This is a genomic window from Roseibium sp. M-1 (assembly GCF_054515675.1).
In genome coordinates, this window is record NZ_CM137257.1 from 642,147 (window position 1) to 659,487 (window position 17,341).

Below are 17,341 nucleotides of genomic sequence, written 5' to 3' on the forward strand. Positions count from 1 at the left end.
GCGCCTTGCCGATGACAATCGGCGCCTGTTCTACTGATAGACTGCAGTGTGCCGGCGCACAGGCCGGAAACGGGTGTCGGTGAGCATCTCTTCGTCCTCTCCGTCGGGCGGAGGAGGTGTGTCTTCTTCCTGTGTTGCCGGTTTCAACCAGCCGATATGGCCGAGCGTCGCGGAGTTGTTGCGGTTCATCTCTACAGACGAAGCGCAACGTTTCGGCAACGCCAGCTCGATTTCGTATTCGATTTCCAGACCAAGATAGAAATCGATGAGATCGAACAGCTTCTCTGTCCACGGGTTGGGCCTGGTACGGGTCGGCGGCAGGAATTTCCGGTATTCGTCGAGTGAGCGTGTGAAGATCCGGATGCGGATCTTGTCGCTGACGCTGTAGACCTTGGCGCCGACAATGGTGTCGAAGCCGAGCGCGCCGGCGCCGCCCGGGCCGAAGCTGCCAAGCCGCAGCTGGTCGTCCTTGTCAAGATGCAGCCAGGTGCCGACACACTGGTCGATCTCGACCTTGACCCCGAAGACGCCGGTGATCAGCGCCTTCAGCCGGGCAGGGCTCTTGGTCTTGGGCGACATCAGGCCCGCATAAAGCAGCTTCAGGCGGTCATCGATACGGTCGAGATCGCGGAAGATCGGCGAGCCGATGCCGATTGCGGAGCCGAGATAGGCCAGGAAACGGTCATCGTCGGGCCGGTCATGCTGCACTATGGGTCTGGCATCGGCCCAGGCGCGAAAGAACAGCTGGATGAAGCGGTTGTTGAAGAGGTCGAGGAAGCGCGGAAAGCTGTCGTCGCCCCGTAGGCCCCGCATGATCGCCTCGTCCGTATAGGCCGAGGGCAGAGCGCCGTGGGGACCGAGCAGGCCGAGGAAGCGTTCCAGCAGAACGAGACCGCCGTCCGGATCCCTGGTCGCGCGTTCGATTGTCGATGTTGCGAATTCGCTGGAGGGGTCCTGGCCAAAACGGACGATATCTTCCATCGTCCGGCGGCTTTTGCCGATCCGGGGCGGGGCGGGCTCGTCGGCCTTCTTGGGGTCCATGCCCTTGGAGGCCGCACCTGGTGCGGTCTGACCTTCCAGCATGCGCAGCACCGCCAGGAGATCGTGACCGCCGGGATGCTGCTGGATGCGATCACCGAGGGCGGAGAGGAGCGAAGCATATTGCTGCTGGACCGGAACTTCGATCCGCGGTGCCTCCGGTGGCGGTTGGTCTTCGTCGTCCTGAATCATCTCGGATGCAGGTGGAGTTTCAATCAATTCCGGCTCAGCCGGGGCCGGATCCTCTTCGGTCGTCTCGTCAGGCTGTGAAGCATTTTCGTCGACGGTAGGCGTATCCGCGCTTGAGGCATCTTGAGTGACCGCTTGCGATTGCATCGCGGGCGATGAAGCCGCTTCTGCATTTTCCGGCGCGGGACCAGTTTTCACTTCCGGCGGTGCGGTCTCCCCCTCCGCGTCTGATTGCGCTTCTTCCGGAAACGCCGTGGGCCCGTCGGCGGGATCTGGCCAGATCATTTCCGAATGTGGTTCTTCCGCGTCGGCTTTGACTGCCGTCTCCTGCTCGGAGTTCGTTGTTTCATCCGATTTTATCGCTTGCGACTTTATCGGTGTATCGGATGACGTCTCCGGCTCTTCTGCCTTGAGGTCCGGCTCGGAGATCTCGGTTGTTTCGGCGGGCGTCGGGTCATCACTTGGTGCCGCACTCTTGCCGGCTTCAGGCCAGACGGCTTCCAGGCCGGCACCCGGGCGCACAACTGTCTTGTCGCGCACGACGCGTGTCTTGGCCTTGGATTTGTCCTTGGTGCCGCTCATAGCACCCCTTTCGCACCGATCCGGGGGGGCCATTTCATGATGACGCCGCGGTCCGTGGTTGCGATGACGCATTGGGTGAAATGATTGATCGAGGCATATTCGGCGATGAAGCGGTCAAGCACTGCGCCAAGCAGGAAGGCACTTGCCCCCTCGAAGGCCTTGTCGTCGAGTGTGATCGTGACTTCGAGGCCCCTGGCAACGCCGGTGCCGGACTTCTGCTGCAGCCGTCGAACGACTGGACGGGTGGAGACCGATCGGACGGATTGCGCCTGACGGTCCGCTGCGCTGTCGGCGAGGGGAGCGAACACGCTCAGCAGATCGCGGAAGGAGCGGCCATCGGCCCCGGCGGCGTCGTGAACCAATCCGGTGTGATTGAGCGCCAGAATGTTGATGAGGCGCCACGCAATCGCTCCGGCATGGCCTTGCTCGCCGAGGCGTTCGTTGTAGGAAAGAAGCGGCGGTCGCGGCTGGGTTGGGCCGGCAACACAGTCGACCTTGAGGCCGATATCCTCCAGCACGCGGAAGTCGCCGATGTCGGACGTCTCCGGATTTGAGCCGACGGGAAGGTCTGCGGCAAGCGCCCGGTTGGATGCAAGCACCTTCAGGGAGAGTTCGGCAAGGCGCTTCTTTCCGGTCTGAAGCAGCGCAGCAGCCTGCGCACCACTGGAGATCGAAACGAAGGTTTCCGTGCCGATATAGGGGCTCGGCTGCATGCGGCGGATTTCGGAGGAGGATTGGCGGCGGGGCAGCCGGCGGATGGTGTAGAACCATTCATGCCCTGCCTTTTCCGTATCCGGTGCGACGCTGTAGAGAGGTTCCACCGGCCGCTTTTCACCACCCGAGAAATGGGCAAACACTTCCGTCACCGAATGGACTTCATAGTCGATCGGCCGTGTGCGGTCGGTGATGACCGCAAATTCATGCTGGCCTTTCTTGATCGGCACCCGGTCGGTCTGCCGTTCGAAGAGGTTGACGGCCGGGGCCGCATGCAGGGCGAAGATCTTTTTCTCAACATGTGCCGGCAACCGGCTTTCCGCTTCGTCGAATACGAAGATCACATCGAAGGACTTGGCGCGGATACGGTCGAGATAGCGGCGCAGGCCCGTCAGGCGGAAGCCCAGATAGCTGCGTGGGAAGTTGAAATAGTCACGCAGGTGATCGAAACCTGTGAAGAGACGCAGGTCATTGTGCAGAAGCGCATCTTCCTCGTCAAAACCGAGCTGCTCGATCGCATCGACCGGCAGGCGCTGCAGGCTTGCCTGTCCATAGGCGTCTTCGGTGCGAAGATAGAGTGCGATCGTGTGGCCGAAGATCTGTTCATAGACCCTGGCCGCAAGATCCAGAGGACCGATCAGACGGATAGGCAGGCTCTCTATGCGGCAGCCAGAGACCTGGTATTCCGGCTTCTTCAGCGCGTCTTTCGCGGAGACTTCGTTTTCCGGGTCCTCAGCCATGCGGTGGGTCAAGGTGATCGAAAGGCCGGCCCGCGTACGCCGGTCCTCGGCCATCGCCGCGCCCAGCCCCGAAACCTGTGCGGCGGAACTCAGATATTTCGCACCGGTCAGTTCCAGCGGCGTCAGCATGACGGGAGCCGTCAGGGTGAAGCGGCAACGCACTTCCCCCTGTCTTTCCCGGAAAACCGCCTCCATCGGCGCATGCCGGGCGATCCTGATGCCATTGCGCAGGTTCGCGTCGCCGTATTTCGGCGTGATGCGGGCCAACACGAGGGACGGGATCGGGGCGAGGGCGGTGGGATAGAGCTGCTCGAAGAGATTGGAGGTGAATTCCGCGAATTCGTGTTTCATCTTCAGCTGAACGCGCGCTGATAGAAACGCGGTTCCTTCCAGCAGTCCCGACAGCATCGGGTCCGAGCTATCCTCCAGCAGACCGCCCAGGCGTTCGGCGACTGCCGGATAGGCCTCGGCGAAGGAAGCGCCCTGTTCCCGGAGATAGGTCAGTTCCTGATTGTAGAGATCCAGAAATTCCCGGTTCATGCGGTCGCCCCGATGATCTTGATGCGGCCGAAGGCGGGATCGACATCGGCGATGAATTCACTGCCGATCCTGACTGGATCGCAGCGGATTTCGGCCTTGATAATGAAACGGACCTTGAAGGTTTCGCCCTCCGCGTTTTCGTCGCGATGAACCTGAAGTGTGCGTGGGTCCATACGCGGTTCGAAGCGGATCAGCGCTTCTCGAATGTCGTCGGCCAACCGGTCGATGCGGACGGTATCGACGATATGGACAGAGAGATCCGGCAGACCGTAATTGATGATGGAGGTCGCGACTTCGGGAAAGTCGGAAAGGTCCTGCGTGGAATTGAGATTGACCGTATTGAGAAGCGCTTGAAGATCGTGGCGGACTTCGGCAATCAACGTATGTTCCGATACGCCGTAGCTGCGTGACAGCCTGCGGCCCGATTTGAGCCGCCCGTCTTTCTGCTCTTCCTTGCGGCGGGCTTGCGCGGCCTTGTAGTCCGGGTCGTCCATAGCCCGGAAGGCCCACATCAGCGGGGAGTGCATTTTCGCTGTCGATTTAGCCATTGGCCATGCCCACGCTGACTGCTGCCCCTGAAATCTTTTGTTTTTTCGACGGAAACCCGTCCCGGGATCGGACCCGATAAGTCACTGAAAAGCAAGAGGCTGCCGCGCCTGAGCGCGGCAGCCCTGTCGGCCGGAGCCTTATTTCTTTTCGTTTGCCGCAATGTCCCAGGCAAACTCGGGAGCTGCGCCCTTGGAGCCGTCCGGCTTCTGTTCGGTGTAGATGTACTTGTATTCACCGAAGTTCAGCGTGCAGCTTTCCGTGATACGGTCGTCGGAGCCGCTGCCACCGGTCGAGACGTTGGTGACGATAATGTCCTTCATCTCGATCTTGATATATTCCAGCGGGCTGTCACCGGCTGCCTTGCGCACGAAAAGGGTGCCCTTGGCGATGTGCTTGCCGGTGGAGACGTGCTGCAGCAGCACCGGGGTCGACTTGTCGACATACTTGGTGATGCTCAGGTCCTGGAAGTGTGCCTTGCCGGAACCGGAACCGCCGCCCATGTGCGTGGTGCCGGACTGGGATGCGCCCCAGGACCAGGAAAGGACGTCAATCTTGTCCTTGTGGCTCTTGTCCTGTGCTTCACCCTTGATACCATCAAGTTCCAGAAAAAAATCGACAGCCATTTTAATAGATCCTCTTGGTTGTTGACGGCCAGGAACCTCTACCTGGCACATGCTCTGCTATTCCTGACAACTACCTCGGACCTCTCGGTCCAAACCCCTTGGTGCTTGCGCACCATGTTTGTACCTCCGCCCGGCTGGGCCGGACTGCACCCCTTGCGGAATGCCTGCCGGGGGGCGGGCTGCCGCCCTCCGGCAATTCGTGAAATCAGTTTCCGTCCTGCGGAATGCGGGACGCCAGGCTCATGCCGATGTCCATGCCTTCCAGCTGGTAGTGCGGACGAAGGAAGAACTGGGCCCGGTAGTAGCCGGGGTTTTCCTCGTCGGGCACGATGGTGACCTTGGCTTCCCGAAGCGGCTTGCGCGCCTTGGTTTCCTCGGTCGAATTGTCCGGATCGCCATCGACATAGTCCATGATCCAGTCGTTCAGCCACCGCTGCAGCTGTGCCGATTCCTTGGTCGAGCCGATCTTGTTGCGCACCATCACCTTGAGATAATGGGCAAACCGGGTGGTCGCGAACATGTAGGGCAGGCGGGCGGACAGGTTGTCCGAAGCCGTTGCGTCCTTTCCGTCCGGACCAGAGAACTGGCGCGGCTTGAAGACGGACTGAGCACCCAGGAAGGCTGCCTGGTCCGTGTTCTTGCGGTGGATCAGCGGGATCAGGCCGAGACGCGAGATCTCATGTTCACGCCGGTCCGAAATCGCAACTTCTGCCGGGCATTTCTGATCTACGCCGCCGTCATCGGTCTCGAAGACGTGGGTCGGCAGATTTTCCACCAGACCGCCGCTTTCAACGCCGCGGATCCGAACCGTCCAGCCAAATTCCTTGTAGGCCCGGTTGACGTTGGCAGCCATTGCATACGCGGAGCTCATCCAGGCGTAGTTGTTGTGGTTGTCCTCGCCGAATTCTTCCTCGAAGGCGAATTCTTCGACCGGGTCGGATTTGGCGCCGTAGGGCTGGCGTGCCAGCACGCGGGGCATGGTCAGACCGAGATAACGGCTGTCTTCGGATTCCCGGAGCGTACGCCATTGGGCGTGGATCTCCGTATCGAAGATTTTGGACAGGTCCCGCTTTGCCGGCAGTTCCGTCCAGCTGTCCATCTGCATCAGCTGCGGATCGGCCGCGGCCAGGAACGGAGCGTGGGCAGCCGACGCGATCTTGGCCATGCCGCGCAGCACCGTGATGTCCTGCGGATCGTACGAGAACTCGTAGTCACCGACGAGGCAGCCGTAAGGCTGGCCGCCGAGCTGGCCGAATTCAGCTTCGTAAATCTGCTTGAACAGCGGGCTCTGGTCCCATTTGGCACCGCGGTAGCTCTTGAAGACGCCTGCCAGTTCCTTCTTGGAAATGTTCAGGAACTGCAGCTTCAAGGAAGCGTCGGTTTCCGACTGGTGAACCAGATAGTCGATGCCGCGCCAGGCGCTTTCCAGCTTCTGGAATTCCGGGGCGTGAATGATCTCGTTTACCTGGGCCGTCAGCTTCTCGTCCAGTTTTGCGATCATTTCGTCGATCGTGTCGTAGACGTCGTCCTTGATCAGCGCCTGGTCGGACAGGGCTTCCGCAAGGAAGGTCGACATGGCGTTGTCAACAAGCGCGTTGGCCGTATCCTGCTCGTTCTTGATGCGGAAGTTCTGCTTCAGGATCGAGGCAAATTCCTCTGGGCTTTTTTCAATCGCGACTTCGCTCGCAGCTGCGCCACTGGTTTGGGCGCTGGTTTCGGTGTTGCTCATTTATGCCTCCTCCGTACCGTCGCCGTCAGCAGAAGTCTCTGTAGCTTTCGCCTTGTCGGCTTCGATTTTCTGAGCAAGGGCCTGCATCAGGGCCGGATCCCGTGTCAGCTCTTCAAGCTGGGAAATGGCCTGGACGCGCCCGTCCATCATCGTGCGCAGCGCGGCAAGACTGCGGCGCGCATCGAGAAGCTTTTTCAGGGCCGGTACCTGCTCGGCAACCTTGCCCGGGGTGAAGTCGTCCATGCTCTTGAAGCGAAGCTGGACGCTCAGCTTGGAATTGTCCGACCCCGACAACTTGTCCTGCACGGTGAAGGAGGTGCCAGGTTCGATGGCTTCCATCCGCTTGCTGAAGTTGTCCATGTCGATGTCGAGCAACTTGCGGTCGTCGATGTCGGGCTTTTCTGCGCCAGGGTTGTCGCCGGACAGATCGGCCATGATGCCCATCACAAAGGGCAGTTCGACCTTCTGTTCCGCATCAAACGGATCTTCGTAGAAAATATGGACGCGCGGAGGTCTGTTGCGCTTAATAAAGCTTTGCCCACTGTTCGATGCCATTGTACTTGCCTTTCATTTCTTTGACCCAAGATGTGTAAGGTCAATTTTAGTCAAATACTCACGCTGCGCTTCTTGTTGGTCGTTTGAATTTTATGTCTGCGCTTTGTCTCTTTGATATCTATGTACTTCGATTATCGTGATTGGAAAGTGATCGCAGTCACAGGATCGCCGGTTTCTGTTTTTTCTCTTAAATATTGAGGACCTAATGGCCGTTTATGTCAAGAACGAAGCTCTGAACTCTAGGGAATGCCAGCGTTTCTGAAGGTGAATGAATCATTCCTCTTCCGGACGCAGGAACAGGTTGAGAAGGCCCGTGAATGAGCCGGAGCTCATGTTCTGTGCCTCGTCGAGCAACAGGGGTATCGGGCTTGTTGGCTCGTTCGCGGTATAGTAGCCCTTCACGGCGGCAATGCCGTTCATGGCGTCGCTGCGGCTTTCGATGACCATGACGGAAAAACCGTCGATGTCGCCGAGATCGCGGTCGTCGTTTTCATTGAGTTCCACCAGCCTGTCGTTCGACAATTGCAGGCCGCTGGTGCCCAACAGCAGGGCGATGTCGTCGAACCGGCGCGGCATCAGGATCTTGAGGGCGTCCAGATAGGACCGGCCGACGAGGCCCCGTGCTTCACGCACGAGGAAGAGGGCGGGGTGCGACGGTTCTCTGGAGGCGAAATAGTCTTCCACGGCGTCCAGGATCAGCTTGGCTTGTGCGGCGTTGCGGATGTCCACCTTTGCGGCTGGTCCCGGCACGGCGGTCCGCGTTTCCTCTCCCGCACCTTCCGAAGGAGCGTCGGACGCTTCATCGGGCGAAATCTTTCCGAGGCGGACGTTGAGCTCGGCGCTCATGGCCTTCAGAAGGGTTGTAAGCTCCTCGTAGTCCGGCGGCGCGGCCTTGGCGCCGCCTTCCTTCAGCTTTTCTGTGCAGATGGATGCGATCTGCTCCAGCTCCTCGGGCAGGTCGGCGAGATCTTTCAGAACCTCGTCAATCGTGTCCTGCTCCAGCTCGCCAGACGTCAGGGCGGCTTCGATAGCTCCGAGTGAAATGGTGTGTTCGTCCGGTCGTGCCGTCGCAGTGCCTGCGGCGATCTGAATGGCGCGGTAGCTGATCGGACCGCTTCTGCGGGTCTTCAGGAGCGGCGCGGCTTCCAGAGGCAGCGTGATGGTCGGGCGATTGTTCAACGCCTCCAGCGCACCCATGCGCTCCATATGTCCAAAGTCCGCATCGCTTGGATGCACGTCCTGCCAATGCTCTTCAAGCAGCTTGCGGATGGTCCGCACGGCGTTGGCAAAGGTATGCAGCTGTCCTGCCAGCAGGCCAAACTGGGCAACCATGATAAGCAGCCGCAGATCCCTGGACTGTTTCAGGAAGCCATCCATCTGTTTGAAGAGGTCGGTGAAATCGATTTCCGAGCGATCAAATTCGCTGAAACGCTCCGGCAGCAATTCCTCGCAGGAATCGAGCAATGCGGCAAAGGCGGGTTCCGTGTCGTAGAGGTCCGGTCCGCAGCCGGCACCCGGGCCGACTTCGCTGCCATAGACTTCCGGATCGAAATTCATGCTGCACCCCACCCCAGTCACGTCCCGGCTTCAGGCCTCCGGGAAAGGCCGCTTCCATTGTTGCGTTCCGGCCGGTTCTGCACCCGGCCGGAGCGTTTACGCCGTGGTTATTGCTGATCGAAAACCAGCTTGCTCTCCACACGCCGGTTCGCCGGATCATTGACGTCGGAAACCTTCGGCCGCGATTCGCCATATGCAGCGGTTTTCAGCCGGTCGCGGCCAACGCCGAGATTGATCAGGAACTGGGTGACGGCCTGGGCGCGGTCTTCGGACAGACGCTGATTGTAGGATTCCGATCCGACGCCGTCAGTATGGCCCTCGATCACGAATTTTGCGCTGGCAAGTTCGGGATCGCTGATTCCCTTGGCGAATTCGCGAAGGTTTGCCTGAGCAGCCGGGCTTAGGCGCGCGGAGGCATATTCGAAGGAGACCAGAAGATTGAACCCGACATCGATGGCCTTGGTTTCCGGATCGACGATGAGGGTCTCTTCCGCCGTCACCTCAGTGGCCTGGCCATCGCCGCCGCCACCTTCCTGAGTGACGGCCACCTGACCTCCCTCGTCGGTCTTGCCGGACGGATTGCACTCGTCGCGAGTGCCGATGCACAGCGCCCTTGTGCCGCCGGCCGGCTTCAAGGAGCGGGTCTTCAGCTGCTTGAAGTGTTTGCTGACTTCATCGGCAGAGAAGGTCGCGTCCTGTGCAGTGGCCGTACCGACAAAGGCCGGGCCGGCAAGCACGGCGAGGGCAACGGAGGTTGCCAACAGTGTGCGGCGGAAAGCGTTCTGAGCGGTTCTGGACCTGTCAGAATGGGAAATATAAAGGGTCACGATTTCTATCCTCCCTGTGGAGTGTTCGAATGCGTAGCCGGAACTGGCTTCAAAATGTATCGTGCCATATCGTCTGAATATTAGTGTGGCGAAAGTCACTAAAGTGCGTTTTGATGTCAGTATGTCCTTTTGTGGCGAAGAAGCAAGAGGAGAGCAGGTGGGGTGACGTTACTGAACCGGCTGAATAAATATCGGTGGTTCCCGGCATTGTTTGAGGGCAGTTCGGTAAGGTGCCGGTCGGTCCAGCGTCACAAAAAGATATGGGATCTAAAGTATTTGCAACAATTGTGTTCTTGAGCACATTATTTTTGACGGATGCGCCATAGGGTTTGAGGCGAGGCAGCCATGTGGTTGCCGTACCCCGAAACGGCAGTATTTCCGAGGAGAGCTTTCGTGGCCGTAGGACAACTCAGACAAGCGAAGCGGATGGCCGAGCTGACATCGGTCTTTGGCAAGGATGAGCTTTCCGTTGTCACCATCGAGTGCGACGAAGGTCTCAGCGAAGACTTCGAGATCCGCATCGAAGTCGTCAGTCAGAAGGAAGACCTGGATTTCGACCAGGCCATCGCGACCCACATGACGGTGAAGGTCGTCACCAACAACGGCGACACCCGTTATTTCGACGGATTGCTTACCGACGCGAAATGGCTCGGATATCGCGATGTCTATTATGTCTACAGGCTGACATTGCGGCCCTGGTACTGGCTTTTGACCAAGAATGCCAATTGCCGGATCTTCAAGGACAAGACGGCTCCCGACATCATTTCGGAAGTCCTTGGCGAGCATGATTTTGCCGATCACCGCAAGAAACTGACGGAGAGCTACGATCCGATCCATTACTGCGTCCAGTACCGGGAATCGGACTACGATTTCTGCTGTCGTCTGATGGAAGAATTCGGCATCTCCTACTTCTTCGAGCATGAAGACGGCAAGCACACCATGATCCTGGCCGACGCCAAGTCGTCCTACAGCCCGATCACCGGTGATTCCACTATCCCCTACATTGCTCTTGGAGGCGACAGCCAGCGCGATCAGGAGCATCTCTACCACTGGATCCCGACCCGCCAGTTCCGGACCGGAAAGTTCGCCGTCAACGACTATGACTTCGAAAAGCCGAGCGCGTCCCTCGAGGCGGATCGCGACGCCGGTTCCTCGTACCGTGCCGGCTCCCTCGAGAGCTACGACTATCCGGGACGCTATACGGAGAAGGACAAGGGAACGACCTTCAGCAAGATCCGTCTGGAAGCCGAACAAGCCTCCGACAAGCGGATCGAAACGGCCGGTGAAGTGCCGCGCTTCTATGCCGGCGGCCTGTTCACGCTCAAGGACCACCCGCACGGACCGCAGAACAAGGAACATCTGATCGTCCGTGCGACCCACAAGATCATTACCGAACAATACCGGACCGGTGGCGGCGGAGCGCAAGGCGAGGCCTACACAGGGACCTACGATGTCCTTGCGTCCGAGATTCCCTTCCGCACACCTGCTGTCACCCGCAAGCCTCGCATCGCCGGTGCCCAGACGGCGAAAGTCGTGGGGCAAGGCGAAATCGATGTGGACGAGTACGGTCAGATCATGGTCGAATTTCACTGGGACCGCGACAAGACGCAGTCCCGGCGGGTGCGCGTGGCCCAGGTGTGGTCAGGCCCAAGCTGGGGCGGTATCTATATCCCGCGAGTCGGCCAGGAGGTAATCGTGCAATTCCTGGAAGGGGATCCGGATCAGCCAATCATCGTCGGAACGGTGTATAATGCGGAGAACATGCCGCCCTATAGCCTGCCTGGCGAAAAGAACAAGGCTGGTATCAAGTCCAACTCGACAGTTGGCGGCGGCGGTTACAACGAGCTCGTCTTCGATGACTCGGTCGGCCAGGAAGAAATCGGCATTCATGCCCAGAAGGACATGAATACGGTCATCGAAAACAACGAAACGCTCCATGTCATGAACTGCCGCGAGACGCAGATCGATGTCGATCGCACGGAAAATGTCGGGCAGAACACGACCGAGCAGATCGGCATGAACTGGAAGGTGACCGCCGGTACCAAGATCGAGTTCATCTGCGGCGCCAGCAAGATCACCATGACGCCGGCTTCGATCAAGATCGAGTCGGTCCAGATCGATATCAAGGCCTCGGCCATACTGAACGCCAAGGGTACGATGACCAATGTGACAGGCGATGCGTTGCTGAAGCTCAAAGGCGGCCTTGTTCTGATCAACTGATGCCGCGGTCCCGACAATGCGGCAAAGAAGGAAAACGGAGTAGAGCTGATGGGATCACGTATCCGCTTTACAAGGGCAAGACAGGTGTTCGAGACTTATCCGGAGTTGTCGGAGACGGTGAGCGAACCGGCCGGCGACGTTGCACCGGACGCCTATGCGCTGGAACTTCAGGACGGCGAGGCGCCCATGTCTGCGGTCGCCTATTTCGCGCATGTGCTGCCGAAGCGGGAAGCAGTCTGGTGGGGCATGAACTGCGTCGCGGGACTTGACGGCGCCAAGACCGAAAACGACCGTCAGGTTCTGAAACTCAGCGAGAACTGGGTGCGTGAAGGCGATGAGGAAGCTCGTGCGGCCGTTCATGCCGCAGCCGAAGCGGCCCGGGCTGACAGCGCGTCTGTATGGATCGGTTTCGCGGCGGGTTGGTCAGGCGGGTCGTTGTCGCCAAACCCCGACCATAGGGTTGACATGCCGGATGACCTGACAGCCAAGGCGGTCAATGCCGCCGTCCTGATCGCCCTCGGCACAGTCGAGCCAAAGAAGCGTCAGGATGCATTGAAATCATGTCTGGCTGCCGGACTGTCCTTTGCGGGTGGCGGGTCGATGCCGGTGGTCAGTGTTGCCAGCCCGGCTCCGGCCTTGTCCTGATGCCCAAGGAGGATCTCCTGGAATGCGCATAACGCTCCAGATCGAGAACGTCGACCGGTTGGAGAACGGCGGGCAGCTGCATTTCAGCTGTGCCGATCGGGGCTTCGACATAGGCCGTCACGAGCATCTGGACTGGAGCCTGCCAGATCCCAACCGGGTTATCTCCGGCAAGCATTGTGAAGTCCGCTATGAGGGAGGACAGTTCGTTCTCTATGACTGCTCAACCAACGGGACATTCCTGAACGGCAGTCCGACCCGGATGGACAGGGCGCACGCACTGCGGGCCGGCGACAAGCTGATGATCGGCGACTATATCATTGCCGTTTCGCTGGAAAATGCGTCGGCCGCGGTCGGTGCCGGATCTTCCGCCGCCGCTTCGCAGCCCTGGGATGCGCCTGCACCCTCGTTTGCCTCCGGCGGGCCCGCGTGGCCGTCCCAGTCCGGGCCTTCTCCTTCTGCCCAGTCGTCCTATCCGATCGACAGCGCGCCTTCCGGACCCTGGGCAGCCAGTCCCGGGATGGAAGGACGGCATGCACCACCTTCCGGCGCTCCAGGTGTCGGCACACCAGCCGACGATGTTTGGAGCCAGCAAGGTCACGGGTGGGGCACTGCGGATCCGTCGCTTTACGATCCGGGTTCCCAGTATGCCGAGCGCGAGGCGGCTCGCCCGGCAAGGGCCGATCCGCTCGATCACCTGGCCGACCAGCCCTTCTTGCAGCAGCCGGATACGGCGCCTCCACCAGCCGACTTCGGCACGGCTGGAGGAGGGGTGTCTGCATCACCGTTTCCGCAGTCTTCAAACGCCGGTTCCGGCGGCAGCCCGGCTGGCAGTGGAGGAGAGGGGGCAGAACCTCTCTTCCAGATGCCAGACTTCGGCAATTCCGGCGAGACGCCCGATACAGCTGAAACGCATTCGAAGCCACAACCCGTTGCCGCGTCTCCCTTTCCGGACGACCAGGTATGGGGCGTGCCTGATGGGGATCTCGCCCCATCCGCACCCGCGGCAGAGCAACCGCCTGCAAACGAAAAGGCCGCGCCAGCGCCGTTGCCCGAGGCCGTGTCGGCCAGCGCTGCGCTCGCAAGCGTTGCTGAAGAACCGGCTGCAGTTGCTCCGCCGGCTGTTGCCAGCCCTGCCGAACAGCCTGCGGCCGCCGCTACCGGGGTCAATTTCCTAAAGGCCTTCGCCGAAGGAGCCGGTATCCCGGAAAGTATTCTTGCAGGCAGGGACCAGGAGGAGTTTGCACGTGAAGTTGGTGCGATGCTCCAGGGGATTACCGGAGATCTGATGGGCCTGTTGCAAGCCCGCAGTCAGGTCAAGGCGATGACGCGCAATGCCAACCGTACCCTGATTGCACGCAGCGGCAACAACGCGTTGAAATTCTCTCCAACGCCCCAAATGGCCTTGCAGACGATGCTGGCTCCGGGGGCGGAAGAAAACGGATATCTGCCGCTTCCAAAAGCCATGCAGGCTGCCTTCAAGGACATCCAGAAACACCATGTCTGGACCTATTCCGCCATGCAGAAGGCGGCCGCCCGGTTTGAGGAAAAACTGTCACCGAAATCGATCGAAGCTGCAGGCCAGGTCGAGAAAAGCACGTTCGGCAATCACAAGGCCAAGCTGTGGGACCGGCTGCAGGAGCGCTGGACTTCCCTTTCCGGTGCCTATGACGATGGCGTGGTCGGGCTATTCACGCAGTATTTTACCGAAGGGTATGAAGAATTGAGCGGCGATGATCCGGAGCAGAATGCCGGCCGCATGAATTAGGTTTTTTGAGTTCGAAGAGCGCGCAAGCGCCACAGCGTAACGGGAGCAGTGCCTTAATGTCGTGGTATAGCAAGGTAGCCTGGACCGAGGGCCTGTTTTTGCGGCCCCACCATCTTCAGCAGAGCGACCGGTATTCGGAGCATCTGCTGGACGAGCGGGTCCGCTTTGCCTCTCCCTATCCCTGGGGTTTTTCCGAGCTTGAAATCGATCAGGACGTCGGCCAGCAATGCCGCTTCGCCCTTCGCTACGGCCGTGGAATCTTTGCGGATGGCACCGTCTTCAACTTTCCCGCCGATGGCACTCCGCCACCCGCGATCGACGTACCGGAAGATGCGGCCGGCCAGATCGTCTGGCTGGGTATTCCCGAGACGACGGTGAACGCGGTCGAGGTCGCCAATGGCCGCGACGATTCCGCGACGCGATATCTCCAGGGCCGCGAGACGATCATCGATTCCACTTCCACCATCCGGCAGGAGGAGGAGATCGACGTCGCCCATCCGCGGCTGATGTATTCGATCCGTGCCACTCCGCATCCGGGTCAGGTCTGCCTGCCGGTTGCAAGGATCAAGGAAATCAAGGACCGGATCGTCATCACCGACGGTACCTTCGCACCGCCCGTTCTTGCCTGTCATGTGCATGCCGTGGTCTCCGGCTGGACCGATTCCGTCATCGGCTGGGTCGAGCGCAAGCTGAGCGAACTCGCCCGCTATGCAGCCGATACGTCCGCCGGGGGCGGTCTGCAGAATTTCGATTACCTGACGTTGCAACTGCTCAACCGGACCTATCCGTTGCTGATGCATCTGCGCAAGTCCGCCTATGTACATCCCGAAAGGCTCTATTCGGAGTTTCTGCAGCTTGCCGGGGAGTTGGCGACCTTCGCAACGGAAGAACGGCGGGCCCGCAACTATCCGGTCTATGACCACGACAAGCTGCACGACGTCTTCAAGCCGGTGATGGCAGATATCCAGGCGTTCCTGTCGGCCGGTTACGACAGGCGCGCGATCCGTCTGCCGCTGGAACAGCTCGCGCCCAATGCCTTCAAGTCGACCATCGTCGACCGCAATCTCTTCTCGCAGGCGACATTCGTCATCGAAGTGGCCGCCCGCCGCCCGCTCACAGAAATCCAGAATGAGTTTCCGCGTCTCTTCAAGGCCGGTCCTTTCGGGCAGATGCGGCCGATCGTTTATTCCAACCTGCCGGGCATCCCGCTCATCCACATGCCCGTGCCGCCCGCACAGATCCGCGCCCTGACGGACCGGGTCTATTTCCGGCTGGACAAGACGACGCCTCTTTGGCGCGAATTCAGTCAGGACTCGGCGATCGGCTTGCAGTTCTCCGGCAACTGGCCGGACCTGCAGCTTGAATTCTATGCAGTCCGGGAGGGCCGCTGATGTCAGACAGTGACGACCCCTTTGGCGTGTCGAAGCGAAAGGGCAAGACAATCGTCATGCCCAATCCGGGCGGCCGCTGGAGCGAGGGGCAGCCCCAGGGAACGCCGCCAACCGGCCAGCCGCCGCAGCAGCCCGGACCGCAGCCACCGCAACGATCGCCCGCGCCGCCGCCCCCGCCGCGGCAATCCTCTGGCGGCAGCGATCCCTGGCAGGGTGGGCCGGGTGCCGGCCGCGATCCCTACGCACCGACACCGGCCGGCTATGAATACGGCCAGCAGCAGGCTCCGGACATCCGAACGCCTCCAGGCGGCTACGGGCAGCAGCCTCCGGGCGCTCCGCCTCCCGGTCAGTTCCCGGGCCAGCCACCGGCTGGCGGACCCGCTCCGGGGCAGGCGCCGGGGCAGGGAACAGGTCAATTGGCGCATGCGCCGGACATCAACCGGATCCGTGTTGCCAACCGCAATCCTATTTCCCGTGCTGCTGCGCCGCTGCTGTTGCTGTTGGGGCGTCTCCACCTGACCATGACGGAAGCGCAATTCGACCAGCTCATGCGCGACGTCTACACGGCGATCAAGTCGTTCGAGAAGGATCTGCGCAACGCCGGCATCACCGACGATCAGATCCGCTCCGCGGCCTATGCGCTCTGTGCGACGTCCGACGACATCGTCCAGAACCTGCCGTCTGCCGGTCGGCACCAGTGGACCCAGTATTCCATGCTGACCCAGTTCTTCGGTCAGGCGGTCGGCGGTGTAGAATTCTTCCAGCTGCTCGAACAGGCAAAGCAGGATCCCGGCCGCAACTACGGTGTGCTGGAAGTCATGCATGCATGCCTGTCACTCGGGTTCTACGGCAAGTACCGGGCGATCCAGGGCGGTCAGCAAGGCCTCGAGCGCGAGCGCCGGGATCTGCACGAGATCCTCAGGCGCGTCCGGCCACGGCCGGGCGATGACTTGTCGCCGCATTGGCGCGGCCTTGAACTCCTGCAGCGGCGAACGGGGTTTTCCGTTCCAATCTGGTCGGTCGCGGCCATTGCCGGCGCACTCCTGCTCGGTGGCTATGTGACCTTGATGCTGCTTCTGGCAAGCGGAGGCGAAGTCATTGCGGGGCGGGCGACCGCGCTCTATCCGACCGGACCGATAGAGCTTGCGCGCGAAGGCTATCAGCCCAAGCCGCCACCGGCACCGCCACCGGCAGAAGATGCCGCCATCGACACTGTCGCCGCGCAACTGTCCGGGCTGGAAGGCCTTGAAATTTCTCAGGCCGGCCCGGCAATCATGCTGCGCATGCGTGCCCAGTTCGACGTCGCCGCAGCAACGCTCCGTCCGGAGTTCCAGCTTCTGGTGGAACAGGTTGCCCAGGCGCTCACAAGTGTCGACGGTGAAATCCTCGTCGTTGGCCATACCGACAGCGATCCTATCCGCAACAATCCGCGGTTCCCGACTAACTGGCATCTGTCAGTCGAACGCGCCAAGGCCGTTGCGGAAGTGATGGAAACGATCCTGCAGCGGCCTGAACGGGTCCAGGTGGAAGGCCGCGGTGCTGAAGAACCGATTGCACCCAACACATCGCGCGAGGGCAAGGCGCTGAACAGGCGGGTCGAGGTGTTCTTGAAACCGCCTTCCAAGGGGTTGGTGATCAACAACTGATATCCGGGGCAACCGCAGAATAAGGCTGTAT

The 17,341-nt window shown here is 60.4% G+C and carries 13 protein-coding genes; 5 read left to right on the forward strand and 8 right to left on the reverse strand.

What is annotated here, in order from left to right:
• Positions 1-30: 30 nt before the first annotated feature.
• From tssG to ACX3M4_RS02985, 8 genes are all read right to left on the reverse strand, one after another.
• A complete protein-coding gene (gene tssG / locus ACX3M4_RS02950) occupies positions 31-1,809 on the reverse strand; it encodes a type VI secretion system baseplate subunit TssG (RefSeq protein WP_459357109.1) in 1,779 nt (592 codons plus the stop codon).
• Complete coding sequence (gene tssF / locus ACX3M4_RS02955; RefSeq protein WP_459357110.1) at positions 1,806-3,803, reverse strand: type VI secretion system baseplate subunit TssF; 1,998 nt, start codon at positions 3,801-3,803, stop codon at positions 1,806-1,808. Before tssF ends, tssG begins: the two co-directional genes overlap by 4 nt.
• Positions 3,800-4,351, reverse strand: coding sequence for a type VI secretion system baseplate subunit TssE (tssE, locus tag ACX3M4_RS02960; protein WP_459357111.1), 552 nt, complete (start codon positions 4,349-4,351; stop codon positions 3,800-3,802). Before tssE ends, tssF begins: the two co-directional genes overlap by 4 nt.
• A gap of 138 nt (positions 4,352-4,489) precedes the next feature.
• Positions 4,490-4,975, reverse strand: coding sequence for an Hcp family type VI secretion system effector (locus tag ACX3M4_RS02965; protein ID WP_459357112.1), 486 nt, complete (start codon positions 4,973-4,975; stop codon positions 4,490-4,492).
• A 205-nt stretch (positions 4,976-5,180) separates the two neighbouring features.
• Entirely contained in the window at positions 5,181-6,704 is a 1,524-nt protein-coding gene (gene tssC / locus ACX3M4_RS02970) for a type VI secretion system contractile sheath large subunit (protein WP_459357113.1), read from the reverse strand.
• Positions 6,705-7,259: a type VI secretion system contractile sheath small subunit gene (gene tssB, locus ACX3M4_RS02975; protein ID WP_459357114.1), complete on the reverse strand. Its 555-nt coding sequence runs from the start codon at positions 7,257-7,259 to the stop codon at positions 6,705-6,707.
• Positions 7,260-7,532: 273 nt separating this feature from the next.
• Positions 7,533-8,816 (reverse strand): type VI secretion system protein TssA, encoded by a 1,284-nt coding sequence (locus ACX3M4_RS02980; protein WP_459357115.1) that lies wholly within the window; start codon positions 8,814-8,816, stop codon positions 7,533-7,535.
• 107 nt (positions 8,817-8,923) lie between these two features.
• The gene (locus tag ACX3M4_RS02985; RefSeq protein ID WP_459357116.1) at positions 8,924-9,643 is read right to left on the reverse strand and encodes an OmpA family protein; all 720 of its coding nucleotides are present in this window, start codon (positions 9,641-9,643) and stop codon (positions 8,924-8,926) included.
• 393 nt (positions 9,644-10,036) lie between these two features.
• Between ACX3M4_RS02985 and ACX3M4_RS02990 the strand changes: the two genes are divergently transcribed.
• The 5 genes from ACX3M4_RS02990 to icmH are packed head-to-tail and all read left to right on the forward strand — an operon-like array spanning position 10,037 to position 17,310.
• Positions 10,037-11,863 carry a type VI secretion system Vgr family protein gene (locus tag ACX3M4_RS02990; protein ID WP_459357117.1) on the forward strand — a complete coding sequence of 609 codons (1,827 nt, stop codon included), beginning with the start codon at positions 10,037-10,039 and terminating at the stop codon, positions 11,861-11,863.
• 48 nt (positions 11,864-11,911) lie between these two features.
• The gene (locus tag ACX3M4_RS02995) at positions 11,912-12,508 is read left to right on the forward strand and encodes a DUF6931 family protein (protein ID WP_459357118.1); all 597 of its coding nucleotides are present in this window, start codon (positions 11,912-11,914) and stop codon (positions 12,506-12,508) included.
• Between the two features lie 22 nt (positions 12,509-12,530).
• Positions 12,531-14,273, forward strand: coding sequence for a type VI secretion system-associated FHA domain protein TagH (gene tagH, locus ACX3M4_RS03000; RefSeq protein ID WP_459357119.1), 1,743 nt, complete (start codon positions 12,531-12,533; stop codon positions 14,271-14,273).
• A gap of 56 nt (positions 14,274-14,329) precedes the next feature.
• Positions 14,330-15,664, forward strand: coding sequence for a type VI secretion system baseplate subunit TssK (tssK, locus tag ACX3M4_RS03005; RefSeq protein WP_459357120.1), 1,335 nt, complete (start codon positions 14,330-14,332; stop codon positions 15,662-15,664).
• Complete coding sequence (gene icmH / locus ACX3M4_RS03010) at positions 15,664-17,310, forward strand: type IVB secretion system protein IcmH/DotU (protein WP_459357121.1); 1,647 nt, start codon at positions 15,664-15,666, stop codon at positions 17,308-17,310. Before tssK ends, icmH begins: the two co-directional genes overlap by 1 nt.
• The last annotated feature ends 31 nt before the right edge of the window (positions 17,311-17,341 follow it).

Excerpts from the sequence above, each read along its gene's own strand:
- tssG (WP_459357109.1), bottom strand. The coding sequence starts at position 1,809 with ATGAGCGGCACCAAGGACAAATCCAAGGCCAAGACACGCGTCGTGCGC.
- tssF (WP_459357110.1), bottom strand. The coding sequence starts at position 3,803 with ATGAACCGGGAATTTCTGGATCTCTACAATCAGGAACTGACCTATCTC.
- tssE (WP_459357111.1), bottom strand. The coding sequence starts at position 4,351 with ATGGCTAAATCGACAGCGAAAATGCACTCCCCGCTGATGTGGGCCTTC.
- ACX3M4_RS02965 (WP_459357112.1), bottom strand. The coding sequence starts at position 4,975 with ATGGCTGTCGATTTTTTTCTGGAACTTGATGGTATCAAGGGTGAAGCA.
- tssC (WP_459357113.1), bottom strand. The coding sequence starts at position 6,704 with ATGAGCAACACCGAAACCAGCGCCCAAACCAGTGGCGCAGCTGCGAGC.
- tssB (WP_459357114.1), bottom strand. The coding sequence starts at position 7,259 with ATGGCATCGAACAGTGGGCAAAGCTTTATTAAGCGCAACAGACCTCCG.
- ACX3M4_RS02980 (WP_459357115.1), bottom strand. The coding sequence starts at position 8,816 with ATGAATTTCGATCCGGAAGTCTATGGCAGCGAAGTCGGCCCGGGTGCC.
- ACX3M4_RS02995 (WP_459357118.1), top strand. The coding sequence starts at position 11,912 with ATGGGATCACGTATCCGCTTTACAAGGGCAAGACAGGTGTTCGAGACT.
- tagH (WP_459357119.1), top strand. The coding sequence starts at position 12,531 with ATGCGCATAACGCTCCAGATCGAGAACGTCGACCGGTTGGAGAACGGC.
- tssK (WP_459357120.1), top strand. The coding sequence starts at position 14,330 with ATGTCGTGGTATAGCAAGGTAGCCTGGACCGAGGGCCTGTTTTTGCGG.
- icmH (WP_459357121.1), top strand. The coding sequence starts at position 15,664 with ATGTCAGACAGTGACGACCCCTTTGGCGTGTCGAAGCGAAAGGGCAAG.